The organism is Shewanella sp. S23-S33 (genome assembly GCF_043359565.1).
Lineage (GTDB): Bacteria > Pseudomonadota > Gammaproteobacteria > Enterobacterales > Shewanellaceae > Shewanella > Shewanella oncorhynchi.
This window is the reverse complement of the sequence record NZ_JBHFFD010000014.1, coordinates 184,958-203,222: the sequence shown is the minus strand read 5'-3', so window position 1 is coordinate 203,222 and position 18,265 is coordinate 184,958. Positions and strand designations below refer to the sequence as shown.

13 protein-coding genes are annotated in these 18,265 nt (G+C 42.8%); 9 read left to right on the top strand and 4 right to left on the bottom strand.

Features of this window, described 5'->3' with window-relative positions; translation table 11 throughout:
* Positions 1 to 150: 150 nt before the first annotated feature.
* On the bottom strand, positions 151 to 2,313 hold the full coding sequence (locus ACHA99_RS04125) for a tetratricopeptide repeat protein (protein WP_393941206.1): 2,163 nt from the start codon (positions 2,311 to 2,313) through the stop codon (positions 151 to 153).
* A 134-nt stretch (positions 2,314 to 2,447) separates the two neighbouring features.
* Between ACHA99_RS04125 and ACHA99_RS04120 the strand changes: the two genes are divergently transcribed.
* Positions 2,448 to 4,259 carry a M61 family metallopeptidase gene (locus tag ACHA99_RS04120; RefSeq protein WP_393941204.1) on the top strand — a complete coding sequence of 604 codons (1,812 nt, stop codon included), beginning with the start codon at positions 2,448 to 2,450 and terminating at the stop codon, positions 4,257 to 4,259.
* A gap of 171 nt (positions 4,260 to 4,430) precedes the next feature.
* Here ACHA99_RS04120 and rdgC read toward each other — a convergent pair whose 3' ends face one another.
* Positions 4,431 to 5,345, bottom strand: a complete 915-nt coding sequence (gene rdgC / locus ACHA99_RS04115) for a recombination-associated protein RdgC (RefSeq protein ID WP_113941038.1) — start codon at positions 5,343 to 5,345, stop codon at positions 4,431 to 4,433.
* Between the two features lie 291 nt (positions 5,346 to 5,636).
* Here rdgC and ACHA99_RS04110 point away from each other — a divergent pair, with 291 nt between their 5' ends.
* From ACHA99_RS04110 to ACHA99_RS04090, 5 genes are all read left to right on the top strand, one after another.
* Entirely contained in the window at positions 5,637 to 6,605 is a 969-nt protein-coding gene (locus ACHA99_RS04110) for a porin (protein ID WP_393941201.1), read from the top strand.
* A gap of 186 nt (positions 6,606 to 6,791) precedes the next feature.
* Positions 6,792 to 7,481, top strand: coding sequence for a phosphate regulon transcriptional regulator PhoB (gene phoB / locus ACHA99_RS04105; RefSeq protein ID WP_006085167.1), 690 nt, complete (start codon positions 6,792 to 6,794; stop codon positions 7,479 to 7,481).
* Between the two features lie 80 nt (positions 7,482 to 7,561).
* Complete coding sequence (gene phoR / locus ACHA99_RS04100; protein WP_393941199.1) at positions 7,562 to 8,860, top strand: phosphate regulon sensor histidine kinase PhoR; 1,299 nt, start codon at positions 7,562 to 7,564, stop codon at positions 8,858 to 8,860.
* 481 nt (positions 8,861 to 9,341) lie between these two features.
* Positions 9,342 to 10,313, top strand: a complete 972-nt coding sequence (locus tag ACHA99_RS04095) for a PstS family phosphate ABC transporter substrate-binding protein (RefSeq protein WP_113941039.1) — start codon at positions 9,342 to 9,344, stop codon at positions 10,311 to 10,313.
* 613 nt (positions 10,314 to 10,926) lie between these two features.
* Complete coding sequence (locus ACHA99_RS04090) at positions 10,927 to 12,780, top strand: M1 family metallopeptidase (RefSeq protein ID WP_393941196.1); 1,854 nt, start codon at positions 10,927 to 10,929, stop codon at positions 12,778 to 12,780.
* Between the two features lie 1,016 nt (positions 12,781 to 13,796).
* Here the strand turns inward: ACHA99_RS04090 and ACHA99_RS04085 are convergent.
* Positions 13,797 to 14,282, bottom strand: a complete 486-nt coding sequence (locus ACHA99_RS04085) for a glutathione peroxidase (RefSeq protein ID WP_106651117.1) — start codon at positions 14,280 to 14,282, stop codon at positions 13,797 to 13,799.
* A 149-nt stretch (positions 14,283 to 14,431) separates the two neighbouring features.
* Between ACHA99_RS04085 and ACHA99_RS04080 the strand changes: the two genes are divergently transcribed.
* The 3 genes from ACHA99_RS04080 (at position 14,432) to ACHA99_RS04070 (ending at position 17,133) form a co-directional block, all read left to right on the top strand.
* A complete protein-coding gene (locus ACHA99_RS04080) occupies positions 14,432 to 15,802 on the top strand; it encodes a magnesium transporter (RefSeq protein WP_028760672.1) in 1,371 nt (456 codons plus the stop codon).
* A 91-nt stretch (positions 15,803 to 15,893) separates the two neighbouring features.
* Complete coding sequence (locus ACHA99_RS04075; protein ID WP_393941193.1) at positions 15,894 to 16,427, top strand: GNAT family N-acetyltransferase; 534 nt, start codon at positions 15,894 to 15,896, stop codon at positions 16,425 to 16,427.
* Between the two features lie 166 nt (positions 16,428 to 16,593).
* Positions 16,594 to 17,133: a YfaZ family outer membrane protein gene (locus ACHA99_RS04070; protein WP_028760670.1), complete on the top strand. Its 540-nt coding sequence runs from the start codon at positions 16,594 to 16,596 to the stop codon at positions 17,131 to 17,133.
* 62 nt (positions 17,134 to 17,195) lie between these two features.
* On the opposite strand, the gene ACHA99_RS04065 is transcribed toward ACHA99_RS04070, so the two are convergent.
* Positions 17,196 to 18,047 carry a DMT family transporter gene (locus tag ACHA99_RS04065; RefSeq protein ID WP_393941191.1) on the bottom strand — a complete coding sequence of 284 codons (852 nt, stop codon included), beginning with the start codon at positions 18,045 to 18,047 and terminating at the stop codon, positions 17,196 to 17,198.
* Between the last annotated feature and the right edge of the window lie 218 nt (positions 18,048 to 18,265).

Genomic DNA, 18,265 nt, shown 5'->3' with positions numbered 1-18,265 from the left:
CTGAGTATTGTCCTAACTCTGCAAGGCTAAAAAACATGACAATCCTATGTCCAGATTAGCTGTTAACTCATATGATACTAATGTTATAACACTGGGCGTAGAGTGCAAATGCGATTTGCCTGTGACTCTGTGATTAATTACCGATATTGATCAAATATTTTCCAATAATTGCCTATCTTGGTTATTTTCCCAGCAAGGCCAGCGAACATCCTCTTTATTGCCGTTGGTCTCTAATCTGATTAATCCACGCTCAATGCCTTTTTCAAGGTGTAAAAATAACGGATTTGCAAATAAGCTCAAAGGAACAAAGTCGAGGGCTCTGAGAGCGACATAATAGTCGTTATTACCACCTAAACTACGGGCACAGGCAAGCGCCATCTGCACTGTTTCAAATTTTAATTTCGCGGCCATTTTAATTTCTGATTTCGCTAAAAGTGGCAAATGTGCAAAACCAAGACGGAAATGATGTGTGATTTGCTGTTGATCGAGTTTTAGGCGTACTTGGCTGAGTATTTGTGTCGGCTCAATAGGTTGCGTGAAACGAACCGCAAATACCCCTTGGCGTACCACATAAACAGATGCTGCGAGTGCATCCGTTAGATGATTGGCAATTTGCGCTGTTACTGCATCACTAAAATATTGGCCATAGTCCAGATCCGCCGTAAGTTGGGTGGGGAAGGCGATAATCCCGAGTGCCGTTGTGGATTCCTGACTTTGATTATGGCTTAAGTGCGCTAATAATGCGGCATATCCTAAATTGTGAGTGAAGGGTTCCTGTAGCGTTAATTGAGTTAATGCCGCGTTTTTAGCTGTTATTTTGCGGCGATTTTGTAGCATGAAAATAATCACGAGCAGCAAGAATCCGGCAATAAGGCTACAAATGAGCAGTAGCGTGTGAGTGTTGTTGCTTTCTTTCACTGTCTCAACGAGTTTTCCCTGTAGCATGTTGAGCTCAAGTTTAAGCTGTTGCTCTGCAAGGGCAGAGGCCGACACTGGGGAGTCTTTATCTGTCTCCGCTGGCTTTTTACCTAGCTCAATGATACGGGCTTGGGCATCGATGGTTTTTGCTAATTCCCCTAATTTTTGCGCCGCCGAGGCGATAAGTGTGAGTGCGGATTTTTGTTCATCGACCAGTTTTAAATCGACTGCGAGTGCTAATGCGATATCGGCATGGGCCATCATCAGCGGCCAATCTTGGTTGGTTTGGGCGATTTCACCAATTAAGAGTTCGTTATAAACTTGATAGTGATGGCTTTGTTTTTCTTTGAATATTTGATTGGCCATCAGTAAATATTTTAGGGCGTTAACATTGTCTTTAATATTTGAGTAGGCTTGTCCTAAATTATGGAAATTAAGCCCTTGTGCGATGTAGTTACCGCGTTTTGCATCTAATTGCTGGGCATTTAGGTAGTAATCAATCGCTTTATGCCAATCCCCTTGTTCGCCATAGACCATAGCGATCACTGTCATACAACTTGAAAGATAAGTGTCATTGCCCATTTTTTTAAAGCCAGCCGCGGCTTCATGAGCATTTTTAAGCGCTTCATCCCACTGCTTTAAGTCACGGTATACCTTAGAAAGTTGCAATTGCAGATTGGTTTTCATTGAAGGGTAATTAGAACGATTGGAGATCCGAATCGCTTCACTATAATGCTGTAGTGATTTTGTAAGCTGCTGATTAAAATTGTAATAAAAGCCAAGCCTCGCTTCAGCCGCCGCGATTAAGTAATCGTTTCTGAGTTTATAGGCAATGTCGCGGTATGTGTGGAAGTGCATCAGTGCAGGCACTTCTTGGCGGATCAATAAATGTAAGCCACCTAGATGTTCATGAATATTGTGTTTAAGAATTAATGCTTCGATGTCATAGCTGTCGTTGATGCGGGTGAGCGCTTCATTATAAAGACCTATCGCTTCTTGATATTTCTGTTCCGTACGGCCAAGGTAACGGCCATTTAACATGGCGACCATGGCAAGTTCATAGGGCGATTGCGCCGCAGTCGATAGGAGTTCAATCAAGCTTTTTGCGTTTTGAAAATCGACCTTGGTTTTAACGTTTGGCTCCATATTGAGGCGGGCCAGTAAATACAAAATCTGTTCAAATTCGAGTGGATTGTAGCCTTGCTCTTGGGCTGCGCGCTCAAATTGGTCACGGTTTTGAAAAGCGAGGGGAAAGGAAATCGTTTTGTTGAGCGCATCATACATCTGCTGCGGTGATTCTCTTAACTCAACCTCATCCGCTTCGAGATCTCGGCTTTGGACTGTAAAAGGCAGTGACAGCAACAGAGTAAATAAAATAACCGTGAGTTTTTGCATTTGAACTGTGATTCCTCATTCCTTTAGTCAAGGAACTTATTTTGTTAGCTTTTGTTAGCGCCTAATGAGGATGCTACATCGACTTGTTATACTTGGAAAAATCATAAGAAGCATAATAACAGAAGGAAGCAAGAGTGAAACCCAACAGACTATCAATCTTGATATTGAGCGCATTATTTTCGGGTCAAGTATTGGCCGATGTGAAATACCAAATCGACCTTATTAAACCCGAACACCATATTGCCCAAGTGAGAGTCACTTTTCCTGAAGTGAAGACGAACGATTTTACGGTGAATCTCCCTGTGTGGCGGACGGGCAAATATCAAGTATTGCCTTTGGCCGATGGTGTGCGCTTATTTAGTGCTAAAGATAGTCAAGGTCATGAACTGCAATGGAAGCGCACCGCGAGCGGTGAATGGCAAGTGGCGCTCACGCAGCCAACCCGTGTTACCGTCAGTTATCAATTGTATGCTAATGAATTAGGCCAAAGGGTGCGCCATATTGACGCGAGCCATGCCTATTTAGATGCTAGCGGTGTGTTCATGTACAGTCCGCAATTTCGCTCTGAACCAATATCCGTAGAATTAAAAGTACCTAAAAATTGGCAAAGTTACTCTGGGATGTCATCGGGTAAGGCCGCTCATTCCTTTATTGCCCCTAATTATGATGTGTTGATCGACTCCCCGATTGAAACCGGTGTGAGTACCCATAAACAATTTAGTGCTAATGGTAAAAACTATGAATTGGTGTTTTGGGGTGAAGGTAACTATGACACGGATAAAATAGTAAAAGATCTTAAAGCCTTAAGCGGTCAAGCTAAGGTGATTTGGGATGATTATCCTTTTGATCGTTACGTGTATATGGTGCACGCAACGAGTGGTGCCAGTGGCGCGACAGAACATTTAAACTCTACTGTCATTCAGCTGCCGCGCTTTAGTTTCCGTGAACGCAAGGACTACCTGCGCTTTATTAGCACGGCATCCCATGAGTTTATCCATACCTGGAACGTGAAGGCTTATCGCCCCGAGGGATTAGTTCCCTATGATTATCAACATGAAAACATGACGGAATTACTGTGGATGGCTGAAGGTTCTACCAGTTATTTTCAAGATCAGTTGCTGTTGCGGGCTGGAGTGATAACAGCTAAAGAGTTCCTCGAAGATTTAGCCAAGCGCGTCGAGAAAAACCAACTCAATCCGGGTCGTGAAACTCAATCTGTGGCAGAGGCGAGTGCTGGGGAGTGGAGCAGTATCGGTGGCGATTATGCCATTAACCACAGTGTAAATATTTACTCAGAGGGTTACTTAACCTCTTTAGCCTTAGATTTTTCATTGCTTCAAGACTCCGAGCTTAAGTATTCATATCGCGATGTGCACCGTCGTTTATATCAAGAACATCGCGTACCAAAAGGCTATGGTGTTAGTGATGTTCAGTACATTCTTAAAGACTTATCCGGCAAAGATTATGCACCTTGGTGGCAAGCCAATGTGAATAGTCCCATGAGTTTAGATTTTCCAGAATTATTATCACAGGCAGGGTTAAATCTGTCCTATGGTAAAGATTCAAAAGCTGAGGCATTTGCGGGAATGACCTTGAGCAGTACCCATGGCTCTTTAGTGTTAGACCAAGTGTTGCGTAATGGTCCTGCTTGGCAAGCGGGCATAGTTGCGGGGGATGAAGTATTAGCGATTAATGGTCTCAAGGTGACTGCTGCGGGTTTCTATAAGCGCATCAAAGACTTTAAGGTTGGCGATAGTGTAGAGGTGACATTATTTAGCAACGATAAAATCAAGCAAGTACAGCTCACCCTTGGCGAGCAGCAAAGCGGTAAGCTAGTGCTCAAGGGGGATGCAAAAGCGACTAAACAGCAAAAAGCTTTCTTCAAGACTTGGTTAGGCATTGATTGGCCGTTTGACAATAAAGGCGAGTTAGCGACTAAAGCTTAATGTGGTTAGGACTTCATCTTTAGCATCTAAATACCTTTGTCTTAAAGCCACCTAAAGTAAAATCGTCATAAAAAAGGCGCAACCATTATTTTGATGGGGGCGCCTTTCCTTATCTTGTACGGCTCAGTCTAATAAGCGAATTGCAGATCTCGTTTGCTTAACGATTTCTGCTTAAACTTGTGCGTCTTCGAGTCCACCAAGGGCGGCCACGAGTGCATGCATCAAGGCGACTAACTCGCTGCCCATTAGGGCAAAGTCTGCATCTAAACGGGCCATAGGATCGTCAGTGCCGACTTCATCGTTCCCTGCTCTAAACTCTTCAGAGAATTTAAGGCGCTTCACGCTGGCATCTGATTGCAATAATAGTGCAATCGATTGGCCGAAATGCAGCGCTAACTTGTGTACTTGCTTACCTGTTGCTAAGTGAGCTAACACTTCGTCTTCTTTCAAATCCTGCTGCTTAAAGCGCACAATTCCGCCTTCATCAGCTTCAGATTTTAGCTCGGCTTCGTCTTGCATTTCAAAGGGTAATGGTGCGCTGCCAAGTTTTAACCATTCAGTTAAATTGGATTCGACTGGCGCTTTAAAGCTCAGTGGGATCACAGGTAAACTGCCGAGAGCTTTACGTAATAACGCTAATAATTCTTCGGCCTTAGTGGCACTTGAACTATCAACGAGGATCATTTCTAGCTCAGGCAAAATCAAGGCGTGGGTTTGGCTTCGACGCGAAAAAGCGCGTGGCAGTAGGCTAGTGATGATTTCATCTTTTAGCGCATCTTTTTCTTTTTTCGCCAGTTTACGATTTTCTTCATCTTCAATGAGAGCCACTTTTTCTTCTAAGGCTTCTTTGATGACTTGGCCTGGCAGAATTTTCTCTTCTTTAGTCACGCAGATCAGATGACGATTGTCAGCGCTATGGACCAAAGAACTGCCTTTTTTGCCTAACGCATTTGAGAAACCAAATTTACTGACATCTTGGCTTGAGCAGGGAGAGAAAGTGAAATCGGCCAACGCAGTTTCTAGTGCTTCGGTTTCGACGGCAAAAGGTTTATTGAAACGATAAAGAGTAAGATTTTTAAACCACATAAGAGGCGCCCATTGAAAATTAAAGTGGCAGTTTACGGCATAGTTTGGACGGGGTAAACCTGTGTTCAATAGCGGATTTTTAACTGAAGATCAGAATTCATTAAACTGTAACATAATAATTAGCTTAGCTGCAGCCTGCATTTTTACTGGGTTTTATGCCTAGCTTCGCGTCAGCTTTTTTGCACGCCAACGTTAATGGTCACAATTGAAATAAAATTGAAACACATTCATTGCAAACTTTCGGTCGTTCCAAACCAATAACCAAGACGAACATAACGTCGAAAGGATTAAATGATGAACGTTTTTTGTAAAACTCTACTTGCTTCTGCGCTAGCTTCTGCAACTCTGGCTTCAGCTAATGCCGCTGAGCCACTGACTGTTTATGGTAAGTTGAATGTCACTGCTCAATCAAATGATGAGAAAGGTGATGCTACAACAACTATTCAAAGTAATGCTTCTCGTTTTGGTGTGAAGGGTGATTTTGCGCTGTCTAGCTCGCTGGAAGCTTTCTACACAGTGGAATATCAAGTTGATACAGGTGCAGCATCAAGCGATAACTTTACTGCACGTAACCAATTTGTTGGTTTGAAAGGCGCATTTGGTTCGTTCTCTGTGGGTCGTAATGATACCTTGTTGAAAATTTCTCAAGGTGATGTTGATCAGTTTAACGACCTTTCAGGTGACTTAGGTAAGCTGTTCAAGGGTGAAGTTCGCGCTGCTCAAACGGCGACTTACCTTACGCCTTCCTTTGGTGATTTTGTATTCGGTGTTACCTATGTTGCCGAAGGAAATGATGTAAAAGGTCAATTTGCTCAAGATGGTTTTAGCTTAGCTGCCATGTATGGTGATGCGAAACTGAAGAAAACACCCGTTTATGCATCTCTTGCCTATGACTCGGATGTGTCTGGATATGAGATTGTTCGTGCCAGCTTACAAGCTAAGTTAGCCGGAATTAAACTGGGTGGTATGTACCAGCAACAAGAGCAAATCTATAAATTTGATTCTGTAACGTCGATGCCAGTTGAAGTCACTGCAGAAAGTGCTAACGGCTATCTATTAAGCGCAGCCTATGATATCGATGCTGTTACTTTAAAAGCTCAGTTCCAAGATATGGAAGAACTTGGTGATTCATGGTCGGTAGGTGCAGACTACAGCTTAGGTAAGCCAACTAAACTATTCGCTTTCTACACGAACCGTTCGTTAGAAGCGTCTACAGATGATGACAAATACATTGGTGTTGGCTTAGAACACAAATTCTAAATCCAGCATTAAAACTCAATTAAGGAGGCATATAGCCTCCTTTTTTATTGCTATAAACAAACAGTTATATAAACTTATTATGACAAATATTACTACTATATGGCTCAAGCGGCGTGCTTATTCATAAATCTGTAATAAAAATGACTAATAATAGCCGTGTTGACATTCACTGACAGAAAATCACTTATGACTGCAAGGATATTGATAGTAGAAGACGAGTTGGCCATCCGCGAGATGCTGACTTTTGTAATGGAACAGCATGGGTTTACAACCTCTGCGGCGGAAGATTTTGATTCGGCCATTGCGCTGCTAAAGGAGCCTTACCCCGATCTGATTTTATTGGATTGGATGTTTCCTGGCGGAAGTGGTATTCAATTGGCGAAACGCTTAAAGCAAGATGAGTTTACGCGCCAAATTCCGATCATTATGTTAACCGCCCGCGGTGAAGAGGAAGATAAAGTCAAAGGCCTCGAAGTTGGCGCCGATGATTACATCACTAAACCTTTTTCCCCTAAAGAGCTGGTCGCACGTATTAAAGCCGTATTGCGTCGCAGTGCACCGACTCGTTTAGAAGAAACCATTGATGTACAGGGCTTAATGCTCGATCCTGTGAGTCACAGGGTGAGTGTGGGTGAAACTGTATTAGATATGGGCCCAACCGAATTTCGTTTATTACACTTTTTCATGACCCATCCTGAGCGTGTTTACAGCCGTGAACAGCTGCTCGATAATGTGTGGGGCACCAATGTGTATGTTGAAGACAGAACCGTTGACGTGCATATCAGACGCCTTCGTAAAGCCGTTGAAGAGTCTGGTCATGATCGCTTGATCCAAACGGTTCGTGGCGCTGGTTATCGTTTCTCTACACGCATTTAGTGCTGAATAACTGTTAGGCACAAGTTAGCTTTTACGCTATCTTGTGCTCCTCTTATTTAGCCTGATGTTTGGGTTTATTTATGTCTGACTCTTATTCAGGGTATCGGTTGTTTACGCGCTTAGGTTTATATCTACTGCTTTGCGCGCTAATAGGTTTATTGGTAGGGAAACTTCTCTGGATACTTTTTATCGGCACGCTAGGGTTAGTTTGCTGGCATTATCGACAATTATCACGGCTTAACTTTTGGTTATGGCGGGATAGGAAACTCACGCCGCCGCAGGGCAGTGGGAGCTGGGAAGGTGTATTTAACGGTATTTATCGCCTTCAAGGGAAGAATCGTCGACGTGTCGGTCAACTGGCCGCATTGCTGGCACGATTTCGTCAAGGTGCTGAGGCGTTACCCGATGCCGCTGTCGTGCTTGATTCAGAGCATAATATTTTATGGTGCAACAAGTTAGCGCAACTCATTCTCGGTTTTGTGTGGCCACAGGATAATGGTCAACGAATCGATAATTTAATCCGTCATCCTGATTTTTCTGCTTACATTAAATCCGCACAATACAAAGAGCCGCTGGAGTTACCTTCGCCGGTATCGGATAGGCGTTTGCTTGAAATCCGTATCATGGCTTACGGTGACAGGCAGCTACTGTTAATTGCGCGGGATATCACTCGTATACGTCAGCTTGAGGGAATGCGAAAAGAGTTTGTCGCCAATGTGTCGCATGAATTAAAAACGCCGCTCACTGTGTTACAGGGTTACCTCGAAATGATGCAAAGCATGGCTGAGCCTGATTCGATGAACGTCAAGCCGTTAGCATTGATGCAGCAGCAGACGCGACGAATGCAATCTATGGTCGAACAGCTATTGATGTTATCGCGAATTGAAGATGCGGCGGATATTAACCTCGAAAACACTGTGAATATGATGCAGTTGATGGAGGTGCTCAAGGAGGAAGCTAAGGCGCTGGCACAAGATAAGTATGAGTTGAGTTTCTATTGTGAGCCTGGACTTGATTCTCACGGCAATGAATTGCAGCTGAGAAGTGCCTGTTCTAACTTGATTTCTAATGCGATTCGTTACACAGAACCTGGCGGGAAAATTACAGTGCAGTGGTGCAGTGTGGCTACGGGTGCCATCTTTAGCGTAACGGATACGGGTGAAGGTATTGCGGCTCAACATATTGGTCGATTAACGGAACGCTTTTATCGGGTAGACAGTGCGCGCTCAAGGCAAACTGGTGGTAGTGGTTTAGGTTTAGCGATAGTAAAACATGCGCTTAACCACCATCACAGTAAGCTTAAAATCAGCAGTGAAGTCGGTAAAGGCAGTACTTTTAGCTTTATTATCCCTTTGCATCTTATCGAACGTAAGAAATAGTATGTGTGAGTGAGATATTTACAATAAATAATAAAAACAGGCCATTAGGGCCTGTTTTTATTTCTAGATTTATTGAGTCTTTATTATACCAATAGTATTAAATATCTGTTCATTCAGCGGGAATTCAACGCGCTTTAGACAAGGCGAAGGCTTGAAGGCATAGTGGTGCTCTGTCGAAAGCCTTAAACGCAGTATAAAGCGCATTGAAACCCGCCCTTTGGGAGCCACACAGGCATCCCACTCCGGTGTTGTATGAATGACCATTTCTGCGTCAATGCGCCTTGGATTGAAATGCCTGTGAGGCTCTGAACTGATTAGATATTTAATGTGATTGGTATTAATGACAGAAAAAAGCGATAAATAGTGCATTGTCATTTAAGTGTCATATCACGGACATAGAATTGTCATTGTAGCGATTGATACTGGCTGCGTCTGAAGAAACTTAAGTTACAAATTAGTTAGCTTACTACTGGAGCACATAATGAAACTGAAAAAGCTTGTCGGCGCGATTACTCTAACAGCCGCTGGTGTATTCTCTGCCACTGCGATGGCATCGATTGATCCATCTCTGCCTACTTATGAAAAAGCGAGCGGTGTATCTGGCAACTTATCATCTGTAGGATCAGATACCTTAGCCAACATGATGACACTTTGGGCAGAAGAATTTAAACAAATGTACCCTAACGTCAACATTCAGATCCAAGCGGCGGGTTCTTCTACTGCGCCACCAGCGTTGACTGAAGGCACTTCACAGTTCGGTCCTATGAGCCGTAAGATGAAGCCTAATGAAGTTGAAGCGTTCGAAAAGCATTTTGGTTATAAGCCAACTGCGATTCGTGTTGCTATCGATGCTTTAGCCGTATTCGTGCACAAAGATAACCCAATCAAAGGCTTAAGCGTTGAGCAAGTTGATGGCATTTTTTCTTCAACTCACAAATGTGGTAGCAGTGACATCCAACGTTGGGGCGATTTAGGCTTAGACGGTAACTGGTCTGCCAAAGACGTTCAACTTTACGGTCGCAACTCAGTATCGGGCACTTACGGTTACTTTAAAGAGCACGCGCTTTGTAAAGGTGACTTTAAAGCTAACGTAAACGAGCAACCTGGTTCAGCTTCTGTTGTGCAATCTGTTTCTCAATCTCTGAATGCGATTGGCTACTCAGGTATCGGTTACAAAACTGCAGGTGTTAAAGCTGTTGCCATCGCTAAGAAAGGCAATGAGTTTATCGAAGCTACAGCTGAAAACGCGGCTAATGGTACTTACCCACTATCACGTTACTTATACGTTTATGTGAACAAGCAACCAAACAAAGACTTAGCACCAATGGAAAAAGAATTCCTGCGTTATGTGTTGTCTAAGCAAGGTCAGCAAGTGGTAGAAAAAGACGGTTATGTACCTGTGCCTAATAGCGTAGTTGCTAAAGATTTAGAGCAAGTAGGTATTCGCTTGTAAGTCAAACGGCTTGTTAATCAAGGACCTCTCAGGAGGTCCTTTTTGTTTTTGTGGTTTTAAATGTGTGATGATGTCGAATTTAGAACAAATTAAAGACATAAAAAAAGCAACCTAAGTAGGTTGCTGTAAATTCCAATTCGGAATCTTGGGACGGTCGCGCTAGAAACCATCTAAAGGAGAATGATGATGAACGAAGAAACTCATTACAAAGATTCGGTTCATAATATCTGACTCAGCATCATCAAATTAGTTCAGGGGAAGTGCGAAATATTTTAAATAATTTTGCATTTTGTTTTTATAAAAAGAGGCTGACTCGATTTTTGCCAAGTTTGCACGTCTCAATTTTAGCTGCTTCTACTGTGACTACCGATAAATCCAGCAAGCTAGAGATAGCTTATTGCAAACTCGGTACCTACACCCAAAGATGAACTGTTACAAAAAACTTGTTCCTAAGGAGCTCTAGAGCTCAGTTACGATTTGCCTCTGAGTAAATTTGCAGTCGATAATACCTCCCAATGATTAGTGATAAGTTATCAAGCCCGTCACCACAGCAAGGTAACTCATAACCCACTATTTAGAACATACCGCTCAAAACTTGAATATCGAGGCGACAGTGTTGCAACCAACTAAGAGTACATTAGCTGATGTAGCCCCTTGGGATTTAACCCGAGATTACCATTCTTTTGCGAATACCGAACAAGTGCAAGTGACCCATGTCTCTTTGGATGTCATGGTGGATTTTGACGCGCAGCGTCTTTTCGCTAAAGCGACGCTGTCCTTGGATTTTATTGAGTGTGATGTAACAGAGCTTTGGCTTGATAGTCGAGATCTAACCATACTTGCTGTGACTTGCTTTAATGCTACAGAGGGGGTGAATGTATTAACAGAAATGGATGAAGAACCGCTCGACTTTGTGCTTAATGAAGCTGACCCCATACTCGGGCAAAAATTGTGTATCACTTTACCAGAATCTCCTTGCAAGCAGGTTTGTATTCACTATCAAACCTCGCCGTCCGCCCAAGGATTACAGTGGCTAGCGCCTGAGCAAACCGCGGGTAAACAGTTACCTTACCTCTTTAGTCAATCGCAACCGATCAATGCCCGCAGTTGGATCCCATTACAAGATACGCCTAAGGCGCGGATCACTTTTGATGCTAAGGTGCAAGTGCCCAAAGGCATGCGCGCCGTTATGAGCGCGATGAATCATCCCGATACGCCACTTAATGGTGTGTTTCACTTTGAGATGGAACAGCCTATTCCGACCCATTTAATGGCGTTGGCTGTGGGTGATATTGCCTTTCAAGCGATAGGTCCAAGATGCGGCGTGTATACCGAGCCTAGCATGTTAGTGGCCGCCGCAAAAGAGTTTGAAGATACTGAAAATATGCTCGATGTTGCTGAGTCATTGTTAGGTCCTTACGTATGGGGCCGCTATGACATGATTATCTTGCCGCCGAGTTTTCCATTCGGTGGAATGGAAAATCCGCGTTTAGCCTTTTTAACGCCCACACTCATTGCTGGTGATAAAAGCTTAGTGTCAACCGTTGCCCATGAGTTAGCGCATTCTTGGACGGGCAATTTGGTCAGTAATGCGACTTGGCGTGATCTCTGGTTAAACGAAGGTTTCACGACCTATTTTACTAACCGTATTGTCGAGGCTGTCTACGGCAAAGAACAGGCAGAATTAGAATGGGTAATAGAGTTTGGTCGCTTAAAAGAAGAAATAGCATCTTTGCCTAAGGATAAGCAAACTTTACCCGCTAATGTGCAGCAGGACGATCCTAATCTTGCCTTTAATCGTTTTACTTATGATAAGGCTTCGATGTTTGTCCATGATTTAGAGCGTAGGCTAGGGCGAGTAGAATTTGATAAATTTTTACTCACTTATGTGAATCATTTTGCGTTTAAAGCCATTACCACCGTAGTGTTTGTCGAGTACGCAAAACAAACTTTACTGCAATTACATGCAGATAAAATCACTGAAGCTGAACTATTAACGTGGATTTATGGTGAAGGCTTACCTGAGGGCTATTGCGGACCAACATCCATGAGTTTAGATAAAGTCGATGATGCGCTGGCGTGTTTTTTACAGGGAACAGCAGCGGGCCGATTAAGCGTTAAAGATTGGCGAGTGCACCATTGGCAATATTTTCTGACCCAATTACCTGAAGTCGTTAGTCAAGTTCAATTGATGGATCTGGATGAAACCTTCCAATTAACCCAATCGACTAATGCAGAAATTGCCTGTGATTGGTTTCGAGTCGCGATTCGTAATCATTATGATCCTGTGTTGCCGGCATTAAGTGCCTATTTAGTGCGTATTGGACGCGGTAAATTTGTGCGGCCACTCTATGCTGAGTTACAAATTGCGGGATATCACTCTGAATTAAAAGACATCTATACAAAGGCTCGTGCAGGCTATCATCCTTCGATTCAAGTTCAATTGGACAAATCACTCAGCTTATAGAAATTTAGGTAAAAAAAATGGCAACCTATTGGTTGCCACAAAGAAATCAGTGTGGGATACAAATAGAATTCAATGCGCTAGCGTGTTTTCTATTGTGTCCCAAAAGGGAGATGATGATGAACGACCAACCAATTCGACTCAATGCGATAAAACAGAAACTGTGTCATTTGAGGGTATGAAACTGCGACTTCACATATTTCATTCTCAAGGTGCATTTAATCTTATCTGTTAATCCTTACCTATACTCAGAGTCACCATTTTTAATTAAGTTCACTGATATCAGAAAAAAATCCCAAAAAAGTTTAAAAAAGATTTTATGGGACATTTTTCTGGGGAATACTGAGTACTCACACTTAAGTGTTACATTTTTTCTACATTAAAATCATGGTGATAAAAAATTAAACGCGTGTCAGTTTATTAATCTATAAGCTAGCGTTAGCGCTTGTTGAAATTTGAGTAAAAAAAATGGCAACCTAAGGTTGCCACAAGGAAATCAGTGCGGGATACAAATAGAATTCAGTGCGCTAGCGTGTTTTCTATTGCGTCCCAAAAGGGAGATGATGATGAACGACCAACCAATTCGACTCAATGCGATAAAACAGAAACTGTGTCATTTGAGTGCATGAAACTGCGACTTCACATATTTCATTCTCAAGGTGCATTTAATCTTATCTGTTAATCCTTACCTATACTCAGAGTCGCCATTTTTAATTAAGTTCACCGATATCAGAAAAAAGACAAAAAAAGTTTTTGAGAGATATTGAGTGCCCACACTTAGTTGTTACATTTATTTTACATATAAAATAAAGGGATAAAAAAAGGCAACCTAATGGTTGCCTAATGACCTATTCCTAGGTCAAGGGGACTGCGCTAGAAGCCCCAGGGAGATGATGAACATGAAAAAGACATTCACTGTCAATACATTTGAGGGGCCTTGTACGGTTAAAGTTCCATAAAAAATTAAAATAAATCTAAATTTTTATAAATTGCAAGATTTCAAATAGATAGTGATTAAATTATTTTAGCAAAGCAGCAATTTTACTTTCTAATGCTTCGGGTTTGGTCGTTGATGCAAATCTTTCGATTGCTTCGCCTTGGCGATTAACTAAAAATTTAGTGAAATTCCATTTAATACCTTGAGTGCCTAATACGCCGGGAGCGGCTTTCTTAAGGTATTGATAAAGTGGATGCGTATGTTCGCCATTCACTTCTATTTTAGAAAATAGCGGAAACGTCACGCCAAAATTCAATTCACAAAAGGCTTGAATGCCTTGTTCATCGGCTTTTTCTTGGGCGCCAAATTGATTGCAAGGAAAGCCTAAAATCACTAATCCTTGATCTTTGTATTTTTGATATAGCGCTTCTAATCCTTTGTATTGCGGTGTAAATCCACATTCACTGGCGGTGTTGACGATTAAGAGTACTTTGCCCCGATACTGCTCTAAGCTTACCGCGTTGCCTTGAATGTCTGTTGCTGATTGGCTGTATATATTCGTAGTCATGTTCACCTCCGTAGGATCTTAGCCAAACAGCATAAACCTTAAAATAATTTTCAGCAATATAATTGCGCACAATTTATTTTGTGGGTTTGCTAATTTACTTAATTATCAATATAGTTACAGCAATTTTGTGGCTAAAAAAGGGCATCTGTGTGATAGAAAATGACGCAGAATACGAAACAAACATGCAAGCGGATGTGGGGCAAGTAGTTCAACAACTCACTGAAGTTGAAGGCGAAGAACAGGCTGAAGTGTTTAGTGAAATTCTGAATGACTCAGAACCTGGAACCATAGCCTTAGCGCTTGAGTCCTTGCCCTTGGATGAGCGTTATGAGCGTTGGCAGCAAGTTGAATTTGCTGACAGAGTGACTGTGCTGAGCCTGATGCGTGCCGATCCACGTATGGGGATCCTGAAGCGGATGCCTGACAATGAAGTGGATTTGTTATTTGCGCAATTAAGCCCTGAAGATTTAATTGAGTGGAGTGATTATCTTCCTGAAAGTTTTACCGATCGTGCCTTGGCTCAGATGGGGGAGCGTCAGCGACAACGATTCGAACTTTATGATCAATACTCTGAGAATGAAATCGGCCGTTATACCGATCATCAAATGTTGGTGCTCAGTGATAAGGCGACAGTTGCTCAAGCGCAGCGCTTCTTTCGCCGTATAGAGCTCGATTGTAACGACAATTTGTTTATCGTTGATGATCTGGATAAGTATCAAGGTACTGTTCGTCGTTATGATATTTTTAAACATAATCCCGATGAGTTATTGATTTCACTTTTGTCTGAGGACTGCCGTGCGTTATCCGCCGATACGAGTCTTTTGGAAGCGGCCGAAGCGATAGAGCACAGCCGCGAAATTGAATTGCCTGTGATTGATGAGTCCGGAGAGTTAATCGGCCGCGTGACGCTACGAACCGCAACGGCATTAGTGCGTGAGCATTATGAGGCGCAGTTGATGGCAACTGCGGGTATGGATGAATCCGACGACTTGTTCGCCCCTATTATGAAAGGTGCTCAGCGCCGTGCTGTATGGCTTGGGATCAATTTACTGACGGCTTTCCTTGCCTCAGCGACCATTGGTTTATTTGAAAATGTCCTATCGCAAGTGGTTGCATTAGCGGTGTTGATGCCGATTGTCGCTTCTATGGGCGGCATCGCGGGGAGCCAATCTCTAACGCTAATGATCCGCGGTATGGCCATGGGACAGATTTCGGCGGGTAACTTGTTTTCGCTAATGAAAAACGAACTCGGCATTGGCATAGTTAACGGATTTTTGTGGGCGATAGTGATAGGTTTAGTCTCTGGCTGGTGGTTCGGTGAAGCGACGATAGGTATAGTGATTGGCTGTGCGATATTGATTAATATGGCCGTTGCCGCTATTGCTGGGGTGATAGTGCCTATGGTGTTGCAGAAGTTTAATCAAGACGCGGCGTTATCGGGTTCAGTGATCTTAACGACTGTGACCGATGTGGTGGGTTTCTTTACTTTCTTAGGTATGGCGACGTTGTTATATCTTTAGCGTGGGCTCTTGGGTGAGTTTGGAAGATGAATGCACGGCAATTTGGTGTGCATTCACCGTATGTTGGGAACATTAACGGTTTAATCTGGATATGAATAACATTCAGTTTGTTATAGGTGAAAAGCCGGAAGAATTAGCGCTGGCGGCACAATTAATTGATGGGCGTGATGATAATGCTCATCCGTTGGATCATCAGGTCTTTTTCCATTCCCGTGCGGTGATCTTAGCGAAAACTATCGAGGGTGAGATAGTGGGTTGTGCTGCGATAAAAGCCGGTAAAGGCACTGTCGATAAAGGCACTGTCGATAAAGGCACTGTCGGTGAACTGGGTTATCTGGTGGTGTCGCCCTATTATCGGCGTCAAGGCATAGCTCAAGGTTTAACGCAAAAACGTATCGAAGTGGCTAAGGCTTTAGGGATATTGATTTTATACGCCACAATTCGCGCCGAGAACACGTCGAGTCAAGCTAATTTATTGAAGGCAGGTTTTCAATTTTGGCGTAATTATTTGAGTATCCGTGGCACAGGAAATACTGTGGGTTGGTATTACTTAGCTTTAAGCGTTAATGTCGATGCTGAAGCGATAATGCAGTCTTTAGTTGGCGATCGTACCCCGGCGGTCTAATTGTGTTGTAAGTGAAAAGACTTAGATCTTAATGTGTTTTCATCTTGTTTTACATTTGTATATTCCTCGCAAATAATCCCTCTTTATACGCAAATAGGCTGATTTTCTTTATTTATTCGGTATGATCCGCGGCTATTACCCACAGTCATTATTGAGGTGTTTTTTTATGGCTAAGTTCAGAGTAGCAAGTGTCTTATTATTGAGTGCAGCAGCGCTGCAAGTGAATGCGTCAGAATTTAATCTTGGGTTGAACAACGATGTGGTTTCAACTGAGTTAGAACTGCAATTGAACAAAGATACTAACGCAGTTTTGGGTTATATCTATGCGGATGAAGGCGGCCATATCGCTCAAGGTGCAATGCACATGACCCATGATGCGGGTGTGCATCACTTTGAGGTTGGTGCTCAGTTAAGCCAGCTTTGGTCTGACTATTCACCCAATGGCAGTGCCGTTTCTGTTGGTGGTCGTTATGCACTATCAATGGGACCCAATATTTCACTGCACGCCGCGGCTTACTATGCGCCGTCTGTATTGTCATTTGGCAATGTTGATGGTCATTATGAATTAGACTCAAAAGTGCAATACCGTATAACGCCAAACATGGCACTTTATGTTGGTTACCGCAAGATTGCCTTCGAATACGATGATGCTCGCAATTTTACTTTCGAAGATGGTGTGTATATTGGCGGTAAATTCCGTTTCTAAGCACAAGGCTTATTGATTTAGCTATATTGCGATCGTGATGTCGAATTAAAGAGCCGGCGAGGTTAACTTCGCCGGCTTTTCCATTTCGCCTTTAGCTCACTGTAGCTTGGTAATATGGATGAGAAAATGACCAATCCAATCCCGATTAAAATCACTAGGCTGAGTACTTCATCGAGTATCCACCAGCCTAACAAGGCTGCAAAAATCAATCCTGTATATTCTACTGGTGCCATTTGGCTCGCATCGGCACGTCGATAGGCATGGATGATGAGATAGGTCATGGCAATGTAAAATAGTCCCAAAGTCAGCCCCACTTGCGCCACTGGTAAACTAAATTCGGCGCCTTCGTATAAGGTCGCAGGTATCAGAAATATCATCGCAAAGGCATTAGACCAAAAGAGCATGGAAAAAGGATGTTCATGGGTCGAATAGGCCTTTAAAATCAAACTATTCAACGCTGATGTCATGGCACCGAAAAAGGCTAAACCTATGTACAGGTTAAATTCTGTTGGTTGGCTGATAAGCAAAATGCCGCTAAAGCCGATAAGACCTGCGACCGTGCGTCGATAACCAATACGTTCATTTAAAAAAATGGCCGATAGTACTAGCAGTAACAAGGGTGAGGTATAAATCACAGCTGTTACTGTTGCGAGCGGAAGATGCAGAATAGCAAGCATAAAAATGGCGTTGCCCAGTCCAATCAATAGCGCGCGGGCGAGATGCACTTTGTAAAAAGGACTCAGTTTAAGATTACCTTGTAAGTGCCACACAAAAGGCAGTACAAGCAGAGTGGCAAATAATTGCCTGTAGAGCACCAGTTGAAAAACAGGCGCATTGGTTTCAAGCAACTTAACCAATAGGTTACCGCTGGCAATCAGTAGTTGTGCGGCTAAAATCATCAATAGAGGCTGCATAGGATCCCAGCAAAAATAAGTCAGTATTAAGGTGTATCTTGAATTTCATGCCGCAGTTTGGACTTTGAGACTAAAATAGCATCATAAGGCATGGTATATCCGACTAATTTAGCCTAACTGATTGTAAAAAACTAAATGTAGCCATAAAGTTAACCTACAAATCCAACTATCGACTAAGATTGACAGCATTAGCATTTTCTTCATAGCTGTAAAAATGA

Bases quoted from the DNA above. Each gene is read 5' to 3' on its own strand.
- ACHA99_RS04125 (WP_393941206.1), bottom strand. From the start codon at position 2,313: ATGCAAAAACTCACGGTTATTTTATTTACTCTGTTGCTGTCACTGCCT.
- rdgC (WP_113941038.1), bottom strand. From the start codon at position 5,345: ATGTGGTTTAAAAATCTTACTCTTTATCGTTTCAATAAACCTTTTGCC.
- ACHA99_RS04110 (WP_393941201.1), top strand. From the start codon at position 5,637: ATGATGAACGTTTTTTGTAAAACTCTACTTGCTTCTGCGCTAGCTTCT.
- phoB (WP_006085167.1), top strand. From the start codon at position 6,792: ATGACTGCAAGGATATTGATAGTAGAAGACGAGTTGGCCATCCGCGAG.
- phoR (WP_393941199.1), top strand. From the start codon at position 7,562: ATGTCTGACTCTTATTCAGGGTATCGGTTGTTTACGCGCTTAGGTTTA.
- ACHA99_RS04095 (WP_113941039.1), top strand. From the start codon at position 9,342: ATGAAACTGAAAAAGCTTGTCGGCGCGATTACTCTAACAGCCGCTGGT.
- ACHA99_RS04085 (WP_106651117.1), bottom strand. From the start codon at position 14,282: ATGACTACGAATATATACAGCCAATCAGCAACAGACATTCAAGGCAAC.
- ACHA99_RS04075 (WP_393941193.1), top strand. From the start codon at position 15,894: ATGAATAACATTCAGTTTGTTATAGGTGAAAAGCCGGAAGAATTAGCG.
- ACHA99_RS04070 (WP_028760670.1), top strand. From the start codon at position 16,594: ATGGCTAAGTTCAGAGTAGCAAGTGTCTTATTATTGAGTGCAGCAGCG.
- ACHA99_RS04065 (WP_393941191.1), bottom strand. From the start codon at position 18,047: ATGCAGCCTCTATTGATGATTTTAGCCGCACAACTACTGATTGCCAGC.